Consider the following 18,222-nt stretch of genomic DNA (forward strand, 5'->3'; position numbering starts at 1 on the left):
GTCGAGTACGCCCTGCAACACGAACCCCGCTCAGCCAAAGCGTTCTGCAAGGAACTGGCCTACCGCCTGGACCAGGACGGCCCCGAACCCAAAGACCCCGAGCCGGTCCAGCCGCGCAACATCGTGCGACGCAAGTGGGAAGGCGGCCGCTACCTGCTCTCCGCCGACCTGGACGCCGAAACCGGCGCGAAGCTGGACGCGTTGATCGACCCGCTCGCCAAGCCCGAACCCAACGACCTCAGGTTCGCCCCCGAACGCGAGGGCGACGCCCTGTGCGAGATCGTCGACCTGGCAACGCGCGCCGACTCTTACCGCATCCACGGCGGCGAACGCGCCCAGCTCACCATCACCGTGGACTACGACAAACTCCGCACCGCCATCGGCACCGCCCGCCTCGACAACGGCGAACACATCCCGATGGACAAGGTCCGCAAGATCGCCTGCGACGCCGGCGTCATCCCGATGGTGCTGGGCAGCCGCTCCCAGATCCACGACGTGGGCCGCAAAACCAGAGCCCTCAACGCAGGCCTGCGCCGCATGCTCGTCGCAAGAGACAGCGGCTGCGCCTTCCCAGGCTGCACCAGACCACCAAAACACTGCGAAGCCCACCACATCCACCACTGGTCCGACGGCGGCCCCACCAACCTCACCAACCTGGTGCTGCTCTGCCGCCGCCACCACGACCTGATCCACCACTCCGACTGGCAGATCAAAGTGATCGCAGGCGTCCCAACATTCCTGCCGCCAGCCTTCATCGATCCCGCCCGAAGACCCCGACGCAACAAGATCCACGTCGCCTAACCGACCCCGCGGCAGGCAAGCCCACCTCGCCGCCGGCTACCCACGACCATCGGCCGACGACAAAGACCACGCACCAGCCCGATCCACGTCGCCCAACCGGCCTGCGGTGGGGAAGCCAACCTCGTCGCCAGCTCTCCGCGTCCGTCGACCGACGCCGAAGACCACGCACCTGCCCGACCCACGCCGCCTAACGGGGGCACCAGCGGACCGCATCCGCGCTGGACCGGCCTCCTACGCAACCCGCACCCCTGCAACCACGCACGCATCCGGCGCCGACCGCACGCAACAGGACCACGCCCCGCAACCACCGCCGCCCAACCCGCGTTGCAGAGACCGGCCACCCGGCGATAGCAGTAGGTGCCCAGAAGATGCGCGCCGAACATCCTCGCGCCAGTCGGTGGAATCGCGTTGCTGTCCGCGATCGTGTGGTCAGCAGTAGGACTCGCCCTCTACGGCAGCCAGATGACGCCCGACCTGCTGGCCGAGCTCGCCGGCGTCTCGTTCGAGGTCGCAGTCGCCGCGCTCATCGTGGAACGCGTCATGAGCAGGCGGCAGCGACGCGAGTGGGACTTCGCCTACCGCACTCGACTCGAAAACACACGACCAGTACAGACGTGTGGAGCGGAGGCTCGCGTGGTGTCTCAGCAGGCTTCGCGTCCCTCCCCGCGTCGGTGACCACGAGGACCTCCTGCCGTTGTTGCGCGCCACCGCGATCCTCGTCTTCGACCCGCTGGCCAAAGACGGTCACCAAGCTGAACTGGCGGCGGCAGAGGCTTCCCTGAGCGAGGTTCGGGCGTCCGCCCACGCATGAGCCAGGACGTCGACAACGAGCACTCGATCGCATACTTCATGATCGACTACCTGCTTCTCACTGCAGCCGAACCCGCACCACACCCCTAGCAACAGAAGAGCCGCCGAAGCCAAGAAGCTGGCTCCGGCGGCTCAGGAAGCGCGCTAGACGACCTTCAGGCCGTCCGGGGTCTCCTCGTGCCGGGTACCGCACTCAGAGCACGTGAAGGACTCTGAGAGCCGCGCACCACACGCACAGACCCAGCCCTTCACGACCGCCGGGTTGCCCGCGACAAAAGCATGCGCAGGCACCGACCGCGTGACCACCGAGCCCGCCGCCGCGAACGCGTACGAACCGATCTCGATGCCGCACACCACGACCGTGCCGGCGCCAAGCGTGGCACCGCGACGGACCAGCGTGGTCTCCAGCGCGTCGCCGGTCTTCTTCACATGAGCGCGAGGCCGCAGGTCGTTGGTGAACAACACGTTCGGCCCGAGGAACACGTCGTCCTCGCACGTCACGCCGTCGAACACCAGCGTGCCGTTCTTCACCGTCACGTTGTTACCAAGCACCGCGCGGGACTCGACGAACGCGCCGTCGCAGATGTTGCAGTCACGGCCGATGCGCGCGCCCGGCAGCACGTGCGCGAAAGCCCACACGCGCGTGCCGTCGCCGACGTCGGATGACTCGCACAGCCCCTGAGGGTGCACACGCACGCCACTCACCGCAGGGCCTCCGTCAGCGCCTCGACCACGCGTGCCTGCTGCGCCTCGGTGATCTCCGGGAACAGCGGCAGCGACAGCAACTCCGAAGCAGACTGCTCGGCGACCGGGAACGAGCCGGCCAAACCAGCGAACGCGCCGGTCTTGTGCAGCGGCGTCGGGTAGTGGATGCCGGCGCCGATGCCCGCGGCGTGCAGCGCGGACAGCACGCGGTCGCGCTCAGGCACGCGCACGACGTAGAGGTGCCACACGGGAAGGTTGCCGTCCAGAACCACCGGAACCCGAACGCGTGAAACGTCAGCCAGCATCTCGGTGTACCGCAGGGCAGCGGCGCGGCGGGCCTGGTTCCAGCCCTCCAGCCGGCGCAGTTTCGCGGACAGCACCACGGCCTGCAGCGTGTCGAGGCGGCTGTTGAAGCCCAGCACCGGGTGCTCGTACTTGCGCGGCGACCCGTGCTCACGCAGCAACCGAACCGACTCAGCGACGGCGTCTGACGTGGTCAGCACCGCGCCACCGTCGCCGTAGGCGCCGAGGTTCTTACCGGGGTAGAAGGAGGTCGCGGCAGCAACGCCAAGACCACCGACAGCCACCCCGTTGCGACGTGCGCCCTGGGCCTGCGCGGCGTCCTCGACGACCGGCAGACCGGCGGGCAGCAGCTCGACCGGCGCGGCCTGGCCGTAGAGGTGCACGGGCACAACGGCCTTGGTGCGTGAAGTGACCACAGAGGACACCGCGTCGACGTCGATCAGCAGTGTGTCGTCGACGCAGTCCACCAGCACCGGCGTCGCGCCACAACGCGCGACAGCCTCGGCGGTGGCGATGAAGGTGTTGGCGGGCAACACGACCTCGTCGCCATGACCCACACCCAGCGCACGCAGCGCGAGCTCGATCGCGTCGGTGCCGTTGCCAACACCGATGGCGTGCGGAACTTCCTGGTAGGCAGCGAATTCCGACTCGAACCGGGCGACCTGGGGGCCGTTGATGAAGGCTGTCGTCTTGAGCACCTCGGCCCAGCCGTCAGCGACCTCGTCGGCCACCTGCTCGTGCTGGGCACGCAGGTCCACCAGCGGAATCTCGATCACGCGCTCTCCCCACGCAACGGGCGGGCCGGCACGCCGGCCCACGTTTCTCCTGCAGGCACGTCCTGCAGAACCACGGCGCCCATGCCCACCACGGCACCGGCGCCGATCTTCAGACCCTCGCGCACCATCGCTCCCTGCCCGAGGTACGCGGACTCCCCCACGAAAACCGAACCGCCCAAGGACGCGCGGCCGGCGAACGTGACGCCGTCCGAGACAACGTCGTCATGGGTGATCAGCACGTGGGGCATGGCCACCACGTGCCGACCGACGGACAGCGGGGTCGTGATCACGACGCCCGCCAGCAGAACCGTGCCGCAGCCCAGAGAAGCTCCGGACGTGACGGCCGCCGGGTGAACGACGGTCGCCCACCGCTCGTCCGGCAGCCCGAGACGTGACACCAAAGACAGCCGGGACAACGGCCGCCGAGCGTTGGCGATGCACGCCACGACGGCCGCGTCCGGATGTGAGGCCAGCTGATCAAGCCCGCCCAGCACCGGCACCCCGTCGATCAGGGTGCCGTGCAGGGCTGCGGAGTCGTCCAGCGCGCCCACCAGCCGCCAGGACTCCGGGAGGAGGCGGGCCGCCGCGATCACCTCGCGAGCGAGCCCACCTGCCCCGATGAGCAGCAACGGCCGAGAACTCACTGGAAGACCACGTCCACCCAGTAGTTGCCACCGTTGTAGGTCGACGTCGGGAACCCGGACCCGGCGGTGAACACGCCGGCCGACGGGCTCGCGCCCAGCGGCGGTGAGGTCACCGAGCCGAAGTAGCCGGCGTTCATCGAGTAGTGCCCCGTCGTCGTCGTGTACGAGGCCACGTACGTGGTCCCCGCCGTGATCGACACCGGCGTCGTGAACGTCAGCGTCTGCCAGCCCGACTCGGTCTCGTTCGAGAACGTGCCGGTCGCCAGACGGGTGCCGTCCGCTGACCAGAGCGACCCGGTGTGGGTGCCGGTGTTGCCGGCGCCCTTGTAGAACTTCACCGCGGTGACCTGGCCGTTGGCCGTGGACGTGAACTTCACACCCAGCTCGTACGCACCGTTGTCGTCAGCCGAAGTTACCGTCGGCACGGTCGCGGCGCTGAACAGCGAGCACGGGCAGGTCTGCGTCGTCGCCGAGGTGAACGACCACGTGACCGGGTTCGCCATCATGTTGCCGAACGTGTCCGACATCCTGACGCTCACCGAGTACGCGGTGGACGCGGCGAAGCGAGCAGCCGGCGTGAACGTGACCATCCTGCTGTCCGGCGACAGCGACAGCGTGCCGGCGATGCGAGCGCCACCGGGGTCGGTGACGGTGAACTGCGCACCGTTCAGGTCGACCGCCTCGTCGAACGACGCGGTGACCGTCGACGTCAGGTCCACTTCGGACGCACCGGACAGCGGCGTGCGCGACTGCAGGACAGGCGCGACGTTGTCCGCGTTCGGCTGGTAGACGACGTCGACCCAGTAGTTGCCGGAGCCGTACGTCATCGTCGGGAACCCGTTGCCCGGAATGAACACGCCGTTCTGCTCCTGCGGCGCCGACAGCGGCGGCGAGTCCACCGCACCGGTCCCGAAGTACCCGCCGTTCACCGCGTAGTGGCCGGTGGTGGTCGTGTACGACGCGGTGTAGGTCTGCCCGGCGCTGACGATCACGGGCTGCGAGAACGTCAGCGTCTGCCAGCCGGTCGCGGTCTCACCGGTGAACGTGCCGGTCGCCAAGCGCGAACCGGAGGCGTTCCACAGCGAACCCGTGTGCGTGCCGGTGTTGCCCGATCCCTTGTAGAAGCGGACACCGGTGATCTGGCCGGACTGCTGCGGCGTGAACCGCACACCCAGCTCGTACGCGCCGTTGTCGTCAGCGGACGTGATCGCGGGCACCGTCGCCGTGCTGAACAGCGAGCACGGGCAGGTCGGCGTGGTCGTGGTCGTGAAGCCCCACTCCGCGGGCGTCGCCATCGCGATGCCGTTGACGTCCGCGATGCCGACGTGCGCCTGATAACGCGTGCCGGCGACGAGCTTGCCGGACGGCGTGAAGGTGACCGTCTTCTGGTCTGCGGACAGCGACACCGAGCCGACGAGCTTGCCGCCCTTGGGGTCGTTCAGCCAGATCTGCGCCGACGCCGGGTCGACCGGCTCGCTGAACGTCGCCGTCAGCGCGGTCTGCAGGCCCACGTTCGTCGCGTCGACGGCCGGCGTGCGGTTCGTCAGCGTCGGCGGCGTGGTGTCGCCGTTGAGACCGTTGCGGTAGATGACGTCGACCCAGTAGTTCGTCGCGTTGTACGACGAGGTCGGGAAGCCGCCACCACTGCCGTAGCGGTAGACGCCGTTGCCGCCGTCCGTGCCGTTCTGCAGCGCGTGCAGTGACTGGTAGTCCGCGCCCTGGCCGTTGAAGTAGCCGGAGCTGACCGAGTACCGGCCGTTCGGGGCGTAGTACGACACGACGTAGGTCGTGTTCGCCTGCACCGCGACCGGCGAGTTGAACATCAGCTTCTGCCAGCCGGACGTGGTCTCCGCGGTGAACGTGCCCTGAGCCAGCAACTGGCCCGTGGAGGTCCACAGCGAACCGATGTGCGTGCCGGTGTTGCCGGTGCCCTTGTAGAAGCGGACGCCGAGCACCTCGCCCTTGCCGTCGAAGCGGACCTTGGTGCCGAGCTCGACCGCGGTGGTGTCACCGGCGTCGATCACGGCCGGTGCCGCGAAGTCGTCCCAGATCGTGCACGGGCAGGTCGCCGGACGTGGCGAGCCCGTCGTGAACGTCCAGTTCGCCTGCGAGGACAGGTTGTTCGACGCGTCGGCCGCCCTCATGGTCACCGTGTAGGCCGTTGCTGCCGCGAGCGGAGCGGACGGCGTGAAGGTGATCGTGCGGGCGTCGTTCGAGATCGTCTTCGTGCCGGTCACCGCACCGGACGGGCCGGTCACCGTGACCTGGGCCGAGCTGAGCGTGACGTTCTCGTCGAACGTGCCGGACACCGTGGTGTTCAGCGCGACGGAGCCGGCGTTGGACACCGGGTTCATCGCGGTCTGGATCGGCGCGCGGGTGTCGGGACCGGGGTCCGGCGCCCACACGACGTCCACCCAGTAGTTGGTGTGGTCGAACGTGTTGTTCGGGAAGCCGGCGCCGAAGCGGAAGACACCGTTCGGACCGTCCACACCGGACTTCAGGCCGGTGACCGGCTCCATGTACGCCTGCTGGCTGTAGAACCCGCCGGTGTCGTACGCGAAGTGGCCCGTCGGCGTGAAGTACGAGACGACGTAGGTGGTGTTGCCGGTCACCGCGATCGGCGACGGGAAGAGCAGCGTCTGCCAGCCCGTGGCGCTCTCGTTGGTGAACGTGCCGGTCGCGAGCAGGTCACCGTTGGCGGACCACAGCGACCCGGTGTGCGTGCCGGTGTTGCCCGTGCCCTTGTAGAACTTGACGCCGCGGACGTAACCGCTGCTGGCGGCCCTCCACTTCACGCCGAGCTCCAGCTGCGAGCTGTCGTCCGCGGAGGTGACCTTCGGGACCTCCTGGCCGGAGAACATGCCGCACGGGCAGGTGCGGGCGGCCACGTTCGGCGTGGCCTGCACCGGCGTCGACAGGTTCAGCGAGTCGTCGACCGCGCGGACCCGCAGTTGCGCGGCACCGGACTGCGACGGCGTGTACGTGTAGCTCCACGTCGTCTGCCCGGCCTGCCAGTTGGCGTAGTGCCAGCGGTTTCCGCCGTCGGTCGAGACCTCGACGCCCGCCACACGGCCGGACGCGTCGATCACGGTGCCGGAGAACGTGTAGGGCTGGCCGACCGTCGACTGCGAGGGCAGCGTGGTGATCTGCACGCCGGGTGCCGCGTTGTCCGAGATGGCACCGGAGATGGTGAGCTGGTCGGGTCCCCACAGCTGGTAGGGCTGCACGCCCATGTCCGCGAGGAAGTTGACCGTCGCCTGCTTGATCCGCTTGTCCGAGGTCGGGGTGTTGGTGAGGAACGCGTGTTCGTCGTCGACGCCCCACGCCCACTGCACCGTGCCCGCGCCGAACACCAGCGCACCGGACGGCGCGCGGTAGTACGTGATCGCGTGCGTCTCGGTGCTCGAACCGTACTCGTCGCCGTAGTTCTTCAGCGCGTAGTAGCCGTCGAGCTGCACGGTCGTGCGCGACATCTGGGCCACGCCGGCGGGCTGGTAGCCGTTGTCGTACACGGTGTTCCACTCGTAGCCCAGCGTGCCGGGCTCGAAGGTGTACGTGCTGCCGGCGACCATGTTCTGCAGGTCGGTGTTGCGCCAGAGCCGCATCTTGCCGTACGCGGCCGGGACCTGCAGCGAGTCGTCACGACGGCCGTTGACGGTGAACATGTTGCCCAGCAACGCGTTCTCCGGCCTGCCGCCGTCCTGCGGCGGGCTGTAGCGCGGGTCGCGCCACGTGCCGGTCCAGTCGCTCAGGCCGTCGTTCTGGGTGCCCTTGGTCTCCTTGAAGCAGGCGATGGTGCGCCAGTCCGTCTGGGACGAGTCGATGCTCTTCTCGTAACGGGTCTTCCAGAAGATCTCGTTGCCGGTGAGGAATGCCATGTGGACACCCGCGTCGCGGGCCGCCATGACGTTCGCCATCTGCTCGTTCGACCAGTACTCGTCGTGGCCGACGGCCATGAACACCTTGTGGTTCTTGATCAGGTGCCCGCGCCGCGCGGAGTCCACATCGGTCGTGTAGCTGAGGTCGTACCCGTTGCGCTCCAGGAACCTCAGCATCGGGTACTCGGCGTTGAAGATGAAGTTCTCGTCGCCGTCACCACCGGTGTACGGGCGGTTGTAGCTGACCTTGTACGAGCTGCCGCCCTGGCCGGGGCCGTCACCGAAGTAGAGGCTGTTGCCGCCGTAGCGGTTGTACGCGACCCAGGTGGCGTCGGAGGTCTGGAAGAACACCTTGGAGGTCGAGCTGTCGTCGCGGACGACGAACGCCATCTCGTTCTGGGCGCCGGTGTCGTTGCGCGTCATGCGCACGTAGTAGATACCGGAGACCGCGGTGGACGGGATGTTCCAGGTGACCGACACGGCCCAGTTGCCGCAGTCGATGAGGGCGGTCGGCGCGTCCCGCAGACACGGTGGCTGGTTCTGCGGGGTGTTGCGGTTGACGGTCCCCATGTACCGGGCGCCCTTACCGCCGTACCAACCCATTCGGTAGATGTCGAGCTTGTACGACGACGCGGAGGTCAGCATCTTGAAGCTGACCGTCTGACCGACGTTGTAGCTGATGTCGGTCGTGTAACCGAGGATCGCGTCGTCGCGGTACTGCGCCTGCCAGTTGTCGGCACCGGGCTGCGTGTTCTCACACGCGACCTTGTTGGTGACCGGGAAGTCACATGGAGCAGCGTTGGCGTTGGGGGCGTTGAAGACCCCGAGCACGAACATCGTGGATGCCACTAATGCTGTGATCACAAGCACCCGCACGAGACGCGAGTCCTGAGCCACCATTGGGTTTCACCTCTCGGACGGAGTTACCGTGTGTGATCCGCGCACTACGCTGGACAGCACAGGGCTGCTACTCCGAACGTCGGCGATCCGGTTGAAGCTGTTACGTGCCAACACAAAAATGTTCCGGTTCTGGCTCAATCTTTATCTTTCAACCACGTACGGTCAGATGGAATGTGTGGAGAGTTTCCGACAACGCTGACACGACGGTGTCCTGCTCGTCGTACGTCATGTCGTGGAACAGCGGGAGAATCAGCGTCCTGGCGGTGAAAGCCTCCGTCACCGGCAGCGGTGCGCTGGGGTGACCCTCGTAGGCGGGTTCGAGGTGTGACGCCATGATTCCGCGCCGTGCCGAGACTCCGCGTTCGGCAAGGCCCGCAAGGATTTCCTGGCGGTCCGGCGCGCCTTCCGGCAGCCAGACCCAGAATGACTGGTAGTTCGTTGTTCCGTACTCGGGGTCACAAACCGCTGTGACTCCGGTGCCTTCGAGCAACTCGTGGTAGCGCGCGGCCAACTCTCGGCGACGGGCGATGATCGCGTCCAGTTTGGACAGCTGCACCAGGCCGACAGCGGCCTGGATGTCCGTCATCCGGTAGTTGAACGCGGTCTCCAGGTACTGCTCGATGACCGCCGAGCCGCCGTTGTGGCGGTCCGCCGCCGAGACGCTCATCCCGTGTTCCCGCAAGCGCTTGAGCCGAATGGCCCAATCCGCGTCGTCGGTGGTGACCATGCCGCCCTCACCGGTGGTGAGGAGCTTGCGCGGGTGGAACGACCAGGCGGCCAGGACGGCGTTCGTGCCGACCGGCTTGCCCTTGTAGGTGGAGCCGGCCGCGCAGGCCGCGTCCTCGATGACGACGATGCCCTTCGGCTCGCACAACGCCTTCAGCGCGTCGACGTCCGCGGGCACGCCGGCCTGGTGCACGACCATCACCGCGCGGGTCTTTGCCGTGAGGACCGGTTCCACCGTCTCCGCGGTCAGATTGCCGGTTGCGGCGTCGACATCGGCGAACACCGGGGTCGCGCCGGTGTAGCGGACGGCGTTGGCGGTGGCGATGAACGACAGCGACGGCACGACCACCTCGTCACCGGGGCCCACGCCGAGCAGGTGCACGGCGAGGTGCAGGCCGGTGGTGCAGGAGGAGACCGCGACGCCGTGCGCCGCGCCGACTGACGCGGCGAAGGCTTCTTCGAACTGGCGGACCCGCGGGCCCTGCGCCACCCAGCCGGACCGGACGGCCTCGGCGGCGGCGAGCGCTTCTTCTTCGCCGAGCAACGGCCGCATAACCGGAATCAAGGCTCTACTGCCTTTCATTGGCGTGCGCCAGGCCGCACGCGACCTGGCGGTTGGTGGATCTGCCGTCCGCGAGCACCGGCCTGGCGGTGGTGCTCACGAACGTCCTTGTGGTGCTGTCGTCCGCGAGCGCCGACCCGGAGGCGGCGCCCACGAACGTTCCTGCGGTTCTCCCGTCCGCCGGCACCAGCCAGAAGGCGGTGCCGACGAACGTTCGTGCGGTGCAGTTCGTGCTTGGGGTGCGGCTGCAGCGCCGGCCTGGCCTGGGGGTGCCGGCGGGCGCCGCAGCCGCGGTCTGGAGGGTCAGGCGTTCTTCTCTGCGCGCCACCACGCGACCAGGTCGCGCAGCCCGCCGTCCATCTCGATCTCCGGCTTCCACCCGAGGTCGCGCGCGGCGGCGGAGATGTCGGCGAGCCGGCGCGTCACGCCGTTCACCTTCCGCTCCGGGCCGTGCTCCAGCGGCAGGTCGGAGTCCATCGCGGCAAGCAACGCGAGGGCGAGCTCCTTGAGCGATGTCTCCTTGGCGGACGCGATGTTGTAGACCGCGTCCGTGACCGGCGCCTTGGCCGCGAGGATGTTCGCGCGGGCGATGTCGTGCACGTGCACGAAGTCCATCGTCTGCGCGCCGTCGCCGAAGATCAGCGGCGACTTGCCGTCGACGATGCGCTCCATCCACCGGATGAGCACCTCGGTGTACAGACCGTGGACGTCCATCCGCGGGCCGTACACGTTGAAGTAGCGCAGCGCCACGTAGTCCAGGTCGTACATGGCCTTGAAGCTGCGCAGCATGCTCTCGTTGAACGCCTTGGCCGCACCGTAGAACGTGTCGTTGTTGTACGGGTGGTGCCGCTCGTTCGTCGGGAACGACTCCGCGAGGCCGTAGATCGACGCCGAGGACGACGCGATGACCTTCTTCACGCCGGCGGCCGCCGCGGCCTCGATGACCGTGAACGTGCCGTCGACCAGACACTCGAGCGCCAGGCGCGGTTCCTCGGCGCACTGGGTGATGCGGATGGCGGCGAGGTGGAAGACGAGGTCCTTGCCCACGGTGAGGTCGTGGACCAGCGTCTTGTCGTTGATGTCGCCCTCGACGATGCGGACGACACCGGACTCCAGCGCCTGAGCCAGGTTCTCCCGGCGGCCTCGCACGAAGTTGTCCAGCACGACGATCTCGGCGGCGCCCGCCTCGACGAGCTGGTCCACCACCGACGACCCGATCGTGCCCGCGCCACCCGTGACGAGGACGCGCTGACCGGTGATCGGCTGAGCCAGATCATTCTGGGCAGTCACGAACTGACCCTGCTTTCCACTTGTTGAACGGGAACGAAAACTCCGCCGGAGCGCAGCGACTCCGACGCCGCCTCCAGCACCGCCAGCACGCGCAGGCCCGCGCGACCGTCGGTGAGCGGTGGGCGCTTCTCGGTGATGGACGCCGCGAACTCGGCCATCATCGTGCGCAGCGCCTCGCGTTCCACCAGCGCCGGCGCCACCATGTCGCCGGTGCGGTAGGAGATCTTCTGCTGCTCTTCCGAACGGTCGACACCGCGGTCGTAGATGGACAGACGCTGCGCCGGGTTGTTGTCGTCCCACACGACCGTGCGCTGCGAGCCGCCGATGACCATCGTGCGGATCTTCGTGGGCGACAGCCAGTTCACGTGCACGTGCGTGATTGCCCCGTTGGACAGTCGCACGGTCAGGTGGCCGACGCACGCGACGCCCGCGCCGATCGGGTCCGAGCCGTGCGCCGCGACCTCGACCGGGTGCACGTCGTCGGGCAGGATCGCCTCGAAGATCGACAGGTCGTGCGGAGCGAGGTCCCACAGCACGTCCACGTCCGGCTGCACCAGACCGAGGTTGATGCGCACCGAGTCGATGTACTGGATGTCGCCGATCTCGCCACCGCGGATGATCTTCCGCAGGTGCTGCACGGCGGAGGTGTACGCGAACGTGTGATCCAGCATCAGCGTGAGGCCGCGCTGTTCGGCGGTCTCGACGAGCTTCAGGCCGTCCTCGAAGTTGGCCGCGAGCGGCTTCTCGACGAGAACGTGCTTGCCGGCCTCCAGCGCCGCCAGCGCGACGGGCAGGTGCGTGGCAGCGGGTGTGGCGATGGCTACCGCGTGCACCTCGGGGTCGGCGAGCACCTCGTCCAGCGACGCCGTGGCGCGCACGGTCGAGTACTGCCCCAGCACGCGCCGGGCCTTCTCGACGTCGAGGTCGCACAGGTGGCGCAGGTGCAGCGAGGGCGTCGCCTGCGCGTTGCGGACGAGGTTCGGGCCCCAGTACCCGGCACCGATGACAGCGATTCCAACCACAGGAGATTTCTCCATCAGTAGGCCCCCTGACCGCCGAACACGGCGCGGAAGGTCTTCCACAAGATCACGGCGTCGAGGGCGAGCGACCAGTCCTCGACGTAGCGGAGGTCGAGGCGGATCGACTCCTCCCACGAGAGGTCACTGCGTCCGCTGACTTGCCACAAACCGGTCAAACCGGGCTTCACGAGCAGGCGGCGCCGCACGTCCGAGGAGTACTTCGCGGTCTCCTCCGGTAGCGGCGGGCGGGGGCCGACGAGCGACATGCTGCCCGCGAGGACGTTGAACAGCTGCGGCAGCTCGTCGATCGAGTAGCGGCGCAGGAACGTGCCGACCCTGGTGATGCGCGGGTCCTTCTTCATCTTGAAGAGCAGACCGTGACCCTCGTTCGCCGCGGCGAGCCTGGCGCGCAACGCGTCGGCGTTCGTGACCATGGTGCGGAACTTGATGATCGTGAAGGGCTGGCCGCCCTTGCCGACGCGCTTCTGGCGGTAGAACACGGGGCCGCGGCTGTCGATCATCACGAACGCGGCGACGGCGAACATCAGCGGCGACAGCAGGACGAGCAACACGAACGCGCCCACCCTGTCGACGATGTCCTTGACCAGACGGCGGAATCCGCTCAGTGCCGGTTCGCTCACCCGGAGCAGCGGCATGCCGAGCACGGCGCTCATGTGCAGACGAGGACCGGCGACCTCCATGAGGCCCGGCGAGACGACCATCTCGGCACCGGAACCCTCCAGCGCCCACGCGAGCTGCTGGAGACGGCGAGGTGTCCAGTAGGCGTCCGGTGTGACGGCGACGATGCGGTAGCCACCGCGGCGGACGTGCTCGGCGAGCTCGCGCAGCTGTCCGACGACGGGGACACCGTCGACCTGGGTGCCGGAGCGGCCGCGGCCGTCGATCGTGCAGATCGCGTCCACGCGCCAGCCCAGGTGGGCGACGCGCTTGGTGCGGTGGATGAGGTCCTCGACGGTGTCCAGGTTGCCTGCGGCGAGGACGGAGAGCAGGAAGCGGCCTTCACTGCGGCCGCGGTGCAGCGGGCGGCGCAGTAGGTAGCGCATGGGGAACGCGACCAGGGCGATCGCGGGAACTACGACGAATACCCACAGGCGGGCGCCGGGGATGTCGACGGCGAGCGCTCCGAGGCCGAGCGCCACGACGGCACCGAACAAACCCCGGCCGAGTCTTCGGAACTCCTCGGCGCCCTGACCGAGGACGGTCGGCGTCCACACGCGGTTGATCGCGAGGGAGCCGACCACGACAACCACTGTGAGTATGTCCAACAGGGCAAGGGAAAGCGGGCCGAAGGCGGCGTGACGCATGCTCATGAGGGCACCGACGGCGATGACGACCAGGGCAACGGTCAGCACATCGGCGGTGATGACGGCGTAGCGGTAGCGGCTCTCCCAACGGGCAACAGGTGGGTGCGTCTGTCTGTGTTCGGACAGAGGATTGAGCGTGGAGCGCAGCCCATCGACGTCACGGGCAGCGCGGACCTGCTCACTCATCGTTCTGATCTCCCCGGCTCAGCGGCGATTCCGGACGTGCACGTACGCAGGTCACCCCGAGGACCTTGAAACTTCGCTCTCCGGCAAGCCTTCATTCGTGCGCGGCGGCCGAAGCTCGCAACCGGTGATTCGTACGTTCAGGCATCCGCGTTACAGGCCCTGGAAAAAAGTTTCCCCGGTGCCCGAATATCGGACGTGACGCGCGTCTCACCGTCTGGAAACCTCGGCCACGCAAGACGATTCCACGTGTCCACAAGGGACATAATGGTTACGTATGTCGCGGGGGAATCGTTCAGAACAGGTCTTCAGACCCTAGTTCGATCGACTGCTGTTGTGCATGCTCTTACCGCTGAACGGAGTAATGCTCTACGGCCGGACGGAAATGCGCACCTCGTCACCGTTGACCACTACTACGTCGCCGCGGCGCAGCTGTGCCCCGCGGCGCACCTCCACAGAGCCGTTGACGTGGACTTCCCCGTCCTCGATCAGCTCCTTGGCGTGCGCGCCGTCCTCGGCCAACTGAGCCAGCTTGAGGAACTGCCCTAGCCTGATCGGCTCTTCGGAGATCTCGACCGTCCGCATGCGCCCATCTTCCAGTAGGGCGTACCCCACCGCGCGCTCGGGGGCGAACCCCAGCGCGTTCGAGTGAAGTCGTTGACAGGCTTGAGGTTATGAAAACTTCGAGGGGGTACGTCGCCTGGTTGGCGGTGTCGGGACTCGTCTGCGTCGCGATAACGATCTTCGCCGCCAGCGCCTACGTCACACTGGACATGAGCCAGGCCAGGCCGCCGTTGCACGGACCGGTCCACTACGGCCTTCTGGTCGCGCACATCTTCACCGGAACGGTCGCGGTCCTGGCGGGTGTCTCGCAGTTCTGGCCCGGGCTGCGCGCGCGGCATCCGCGGGTGCACCGGGTGATGGGCCGCGTCTACTTCGCGGCGGTGCTGCCGTCGTCGTTGCTCGGCGTCGTGTGCGCCCAGCTGTCGCTCGCCGGGCTGGCGTCACAGGCGCCGCTGACGGTGCTGTCGGCACTTTGGTTCATAAGCGCCGTCTATGGGTTGCGGACCGCACGGCAGCGCAAGTTCGGCGAACACCGCATCTGGATGATCCGCGGGTTCGCGTTGACCAGCGCTGCCGTGACCGGCCGGCTGTGGGGCCTGCTGCTCGGCGCACTGATGCCCGAGGGGGACGGGCTGCTCATCTTCGCCACCGCGAACTGGCTGTCGTTCGTGGTGAACCTGCTGGTGGCCGAGTGGTGGATCGGGTCCCGGGGCTACGCCCGGACCTTGCCCTCCGCAGCGTTGAGACCCAGCATTTCGAGCAGGTCAGCGCAGTCGAGCGCGTCCGTGGCGTGACAGGCCACGGTCCGTGCCGCCTTGCTGTTCTGAATCGTGCTGTGCTCCTTTTCCAGAGCCTTTGCCTCGGCGAAGGTGCCGGTTTCGGGCTCGGCGATCGCGGGACGCGCCCAAGTCATGTCGTGCCTGCTTCCGCATCGGGGGATGTGGTCATCATGGCAACGGGGTGACCGAAACACCAGAACTAGTGCTTTCCGTAATCGATCACCCACAGAGCGTGCAACAGCCACATTCGTGCAGAAAGCGTTTTCCTGGCTCCAATCTTGATCAATTGTTGCCAGGAATTCGCGTCATCGGCCGTACCGCAGCACGGACTCCACTTCGGTCACAAATGCAACGAGCCTTTCTCCGTCCACATCGTCCGGCGTGGGACCGTCCACCGCGAGCCGTTGCAGGGCAACGGAAGTGGTGGCGTTCTCCCGCGCCAGGCGGCGGAACCCGAACGTGGCCTCGTACAGCGACACGGCGGTGGCCAGAGCGGCCAAAGTCGTTGCGGCGAAACCCCAAAGTGCCCGGCGGGGGCCGTCCGCCATCCCCACGGCCGCCGCTGCGGCCGCTGCGATGAACAGACCCGCCGCGATCGCGACCGTCCACGTGCGAGCGCTGGAGTAGCGCTTGCGGCCGCGTTCGAAGTGGTCGAGGCGGTCGGAGAAGCGGTGCCTCAGGTAGGCCTCGACGAACTGGGCCTGCCGTTGCTCGACAGTCACCTTCCTCGCCACCCCGGCGCTCGCGGTGTCGTCCGCGGCCCCGTTCTCGCGCTCCAGATCAGTAGACGCACTCATGTCCTGACCACCTCGTGCTTGCGGTCGCTGACCGCGGCCTCCAGGTCCGCCACCTTGTCCTGGCGTTCCTCTTCCGTCGCGGGCGCGGGGGCCGCGAGATGCGCGAAGTACAGCGCCCTGAGGCGTTCGGCCCGCGACCGCGCGGTGAGGTACTTGTCGAGCGACTCCCGCTTGCGCGCCACGATCGTGATGGCCGCGGCGAAGGCACCGCCTGCCACGACGAGGACTCCGGGCCACGGCGTGTTGTTGAGCCACGTCTGGAGCGCGCCGAACACCGTCGTCGTGAGCCCACCCGCGATCGCCAGCACGGCCATGAGCCGGTAGCGGTTCTGCTCGACGTCGGCCTGCGCGTCGAGCTCGTGGAACGCCGGCGCGACCACCTGGTTCGCGTCGTGGATGGCGTCGGCGAGCAACGGGTACGCGACGACGAAGCCGGGGTCGACGAGCGGCCGGGGTTCCGGTGCCCGGTAGCGGATCTTGGGCAGGATCTTCGGTGGCTTGACGGGCTTTTCCTTGCCCAGCAACCGTTCCAGGGCGGTGACGGTCTTGCCGGGACCCTCGTCGACGTGGACGATGAAGATCTTGCCGCTGCGCACCAGCACCGCGAGGTCGCCGGTGAGGTCGCCCGTCGCGATGCGGTCCGCGAGGCCACCTGTGCCGGCGAGCACCAGGAGTGCGTTGTCACCGCTCAGATGATCGACGACCTCCTTCTCGCTCTCGCCTCCGACGACGAGTGCGATGACCGGCTTCTTGTGCCGGACGGCGTCGATCGTGCGAAACAGCACAGGTGTCGCGTCCGTCCACTCCGAACCGGGGACGATGACGGCGACGCTGTGGTTGGGTTCCAGCGCGATCTGACCGTTGGTGGAGGTTTCGGTGAGGTCGTGCACCTTGCTGCTGGGCGCGACACCGACCACGACGGGCCAGCGTTGCTCGCACGCCTGCAAAGCCATGCCCAGCAAGTGGACAACGCCTCTGTCGGTGCCTTCGGTGACGAACACCGCGCCGTTGCGGGCCGCGGTCACCACGACGGACCTGAGCACCGGCAACAACTTCGCGGCGAGATCCGTCTCGATGTCTTGTGTGGAGCCGAAGACCGAGATCACCGTCCGCCCCCGGGGCAAGCCGAGGGCCTTGGGTTTGATGTCGGCGTCCGGCTGGGACAGCCGTTTGACTGTCGGGCCGCCTGCTGTGGGCATGCCGCGCACCATAACGCCGTGATCGATCGCAGACCAGAGCCGTTCAGACCCCGGACAGCGCCGTCAGGCTTGGTCTTCCTCGTCCAGTGGTACTTCCTGCTGCTGCTCGTAGGCGTCGACCTCGTTCGCCTCGAACGGCGTCGTCAGCGTCTCAGGTGGCTCCTGCGGGACGACTTCCCGCTGCTGCTCCTGCACGTCCGCCTCGGGTGCTTCGGGATTCATGCTGTGCGGTTTCCCTGTGTTCGGGCCGCCCACACCTGCCTGGTCAGCTCTTCCAGGTCGCTCAGGTCGTCGAGGACGGTCTTCGCGCCGACCTGTTCGAGGTCTTCCTTGCTGCTGCGGCCGGTCGCCACCGCCACCAGCCGCGCCCCGGACTTCGTGGCGGCGTAGACGTCGTTCGGGGTGTCGCCGATCAGCACGACCTCGTCATGGGTGAAGGGCCGGATGTGCTGGGCGCGGTGTCTCGCGAGCGTCACGAGCTCGGCCCGGTCGGCGTGGTCGTCGCCGAACGCGCTCACGTCCCAGTCGACGAGATCCGCGAGCCCGAACGCCTCCAGCTTGATCTTCGCGACGCTCTTGAGGTTGGCCGTCAGCACCCCCTGGTGGACGCGCGGGTCGTTCGCGAAGTGGTGCAGCGCCTGCTGGGCACCGGGGAGCACCTCGCCGTGGCCGGGAAGCTCGCTGCGGCGGCTTTCGAAGGAGTCGGCGAGCGCGTTCGCGAGGAGCTGGGACGCCTCCTCGGTGTGCTCGATGCCGTGCTCGCGCAGGGTCACCGCGATGATGTCCAGCTCGGTGCCTCCGCCGAGGTCGACGCGCTGCAGGTCCCTGCCGAACGCCGTCTGGAAGGCGTCGCGGTACATGAGTCCGCCGAAGCCGCGCGCCGCGATGAGCGTGTTGTCGATGTCCCACAGAACCAGCAGTTCGGGCCCGGTCACCGGACCACCACCCCTCACACCGTAAA

Annotated in this window: 17 protein-coding genes; 3 read left to right on the forward strand and 14 right to left on the reverse strand. The window is 67.8% G+C overall.

All coding sequences use genetic code 11. The features are described 5' to 3' along the window. Both LFM09_RS40185 and LFM09_RS40190 read left to right on the forward strand, forming a co-directional pair. Positions 1 to 801, forward strand: an 801-nt coding sequence (locus LFM09_RS40185) for a DUF222 domain-containing protein (protein ID WP_414101884.1), incomplete at its 5' end; no start/stop codon positions are given. Between the two features lie 357 nt (positions 802 to 1,158). Continuing rightward, positions 1,159 to 1,476 carry a hypothetical protein gene (locus LFM09_RS40190; protein ID WP_414101885.1) on the forward strand — a complete coding sequence of 106 codons (318 nt, stop codon included), beginning with the start codon at positions 1,159 to 1,161 and terminating at the stop codon, positions 1,474 to 1,476. A 279-nt stretch (positions 1,477 to 1,755) separates the two neighbouring features. Here LFM09_RS40190 and LFM09_RS40195 read toward each other — a convergent pair whose 3' ends face one another. The 10 genes from LFM09_RS40195 to LFM09_RS40240 all read right to left on the reverse strand — a co-directional run bounded on the left by LFM09_RS40195 (position 1,756) and on the right by LFM09_RS40240 (position 14,507). Continuing rightward, the gene (locus tag LFM09_RS40195; RefSeq protein WP_414101886.1) at positions 1,756 to 2,307 is read right to left on the reverse strand and encodes an acyltransferase; all 552 of its coding nucleotides are present in this window, start codon (positions 2,305 to 2,307) and stop codon (positions 1,756 to 1,758) included. A 5-nt stretch (positions 2,308 to 2,312) separates the two neighbouring features. Further along, positions 2,313 to 3,395: a DegT/DnrJ/EryC1/StrS family aminotransferase gene (locus LFM09_RS40200; RefSeq protein WP_414101887.1), complete on the reverse strand. Its 1,083-nt coding sequence runs from the start codon at positions 3,393 to 3,395 to the stop codon at positions 2,313 to 2,315. Continuing rightward, entirely contained in the window at positions 3,392 to 4,039 is a 648-nt protein-coding gene (locus LFM09_RS40205; protein WP_414101888.1) for an acetyltransferase, read from the reverse strand. The genes LFM09_RS40200 and LFM09_RS40205 overlap by 4 nt, the downstream gene beginning before the upstream one ends. Further along, positions 4,036 to 8,817: a DUF4082 domain-containing protein gene (locus LFM09_RS40210; protein WP_414101889.1), complete on the reverse strand. Its 4,782-nt coding sequence runs from the start codon at positions 8,815 to 8,817 to the stop codon at positions 4,036 to 4,038. Before LFM09_RS40210 ends, LFM09_RS40205 begins: the two co-directional genes overlap by 4 nt. 148 nt (positions 8,818 to 8,965) lie before the next feature. After that, a complete protein-coding gene (locus LFM09_RS40215; protein WP_414101890.1) occupies positions 8,966 to 10,096 on the reverse strand; it encodes a DegT/DnrJ/EryC1/StrS family aminotransferase in 1,131 nt (376 codons plus the stop codon). Positions 10,097 to 10,112: 16 nt separating this feature from the next. Next, positions 10,113 to 10,433, reverse strand: coding sequence for a hypothetical protein (locus LFM09_RS40220; RefSeq protein ID WP_414101891.1), 321 nt, complete (start codon positions 10,431 to 10,433; stop codon positions 10,113 to 10,115). Further along, on the reverse strand, positions 10,409 to 11,395 hold the full coding sequence (locus tag LFM09_RS40225) for an NAD-dependent epimerase/dehydratase family protein (protein WP_414101893.1): 987 nt from the start codon (positions 11,393 to 11,395) through the stop codon (positions 10,409 to 10,411). Before LFM09_RS40225 ends, LFM09_RS40220 begins: the two co-directional genes overlap by 25 nt. Continuing rightward, the gene (locus LFM09_RS40230; RefSeq protein WP_414101894.1) at positions 11,392 to 12,417 is read right to left on the reverse strand and encodes a Gfo/Idh/MocA family protein; all 1,026 of its coding nucleotides are present in this window, start codon (positions 12,415 to 12,417) and stop codon (positions 11,392 to 11,394) included. The genes LFM09_RS40225 and LFM09_RS40230 overlap by 4 nt, the downstream gene beginning before the upstream one ends. Before the next feature lie 14 nt (positions 12,418 to 12,431). After that, positions 12,432 to 13,925 carry a sugar transferase gene (locus LFM09_RS40235; protein ID WP_414101895.1) on the reverse strand — a complete coding sequence of 498 codons (1,494 nt, stop codon included), beginning with the start codon at positions 13,923 to 13,925 and terminating at the stop codon, positions 12,432 to 12,434. 366 nt (positions 13,926 to 14,291) lie between these two features. Beyond that, the gene (locus LFM09_RS40240; protein WP_414101896.1) at positions 14,292 to 14,507 is read right to left on the reverse strand and encodes an RNA-binding S4 domain-containing protein; all 216 of its coding nucleotides are present in this window, start codon (positions 14,505 to 14,507) and stop codon (positions 14,292 to 14,294) included. Between the two features lie 89 nt (positions 14,508 to 14,596). On the opposite strand from LFM09_RS40240, the gene LFM09_RS40245 reads away from it, so the two are divergent. Beyond that, positions 14,597 to 15,280, forward strand: a complete 684-nt coding sequence (locus LFM09_RS40245) for a DUF2306 domain-containing protein (RefSeq protein ID WP_414101897.1) — start codon at positions 14,597 to 14,599, stop codon at positions 15,278 to 15,280. Between the two features lie 290 nt (positions 15,281 to 15,570). Here LFM09_RS40245 and LFM09_RS40250 read toward each other — a convergent pair whose 3' ends face one another. From LFM09_RS40250 to LFM09_RS40265, 4 genes are all read right to left on the reverse strand, one after another. Continuing rightward, positions 15,571 to 16,062 (reverse strand): SLATT domain-containing protein, encoded by a 492-nt coding sequence (locus LFM09_RS40250; RefSeq protein WP_414101898.1) that lies wholly within the window; start codon positions 16,060 to 16,062, stop codon positions 15,571 to 15,573. Beyond that, on the reverse strand, positions 16,059 to 17,261 hold the full coding sequence (locus LFM09_RS40255; RefSeq protein ID WP_414101899.1) for a hypothetical protein: 1,203 nt from the start codon (positions 17,259 to 17,261) through the stop codon (positions 16,059 to 16,061). The genes LFM09_RS40250 and LFM09_RS40255 overlap by 4 nt, the downstream gene beginning before the upstream one ends. A 63-nt stretch (positions 17,262 to 17,324) precedes the next feature. Further along, positions 17,325 to 17,483, reverse strand: a complete 159-nt coding sequence (locus LFM09_RS40260) for a hypothetical protein (RefSeq protein WP_414101900.1) — start codon at positions 17,481 to 17,483, stop codon at positions 17,325 to 17,327. Further along, the gene (locus LFM09_RS40265) at positions 17,480 to 18,196 is read right to left on the reverse strand and encodes an HAD family hydrolase (protein WP_414101901.1); all 717 of its coding nucleotides are present in this window, start codon (positions 18,194 to 18,196) and stop codon (positions 17,480 to 17,482) included. The genes LFM09_RS40260 and LFM09_RS40265 overlap by 4 nt, the downstream gene beginning before the upstream one ends. Positions 18,197 to 18,222 lie beyond the last annotated feature (26 nt).

Source organism: Lentzea alba (assembly GCF_047445655.1).
In the GTDB taxonomy this organism is placed as follows: Bacteria; Actinomycetota; Actinomycetes; order Mycobacteriales; family Pseudonocardiaceae; genus Lentzea; species Lentzea alba_A.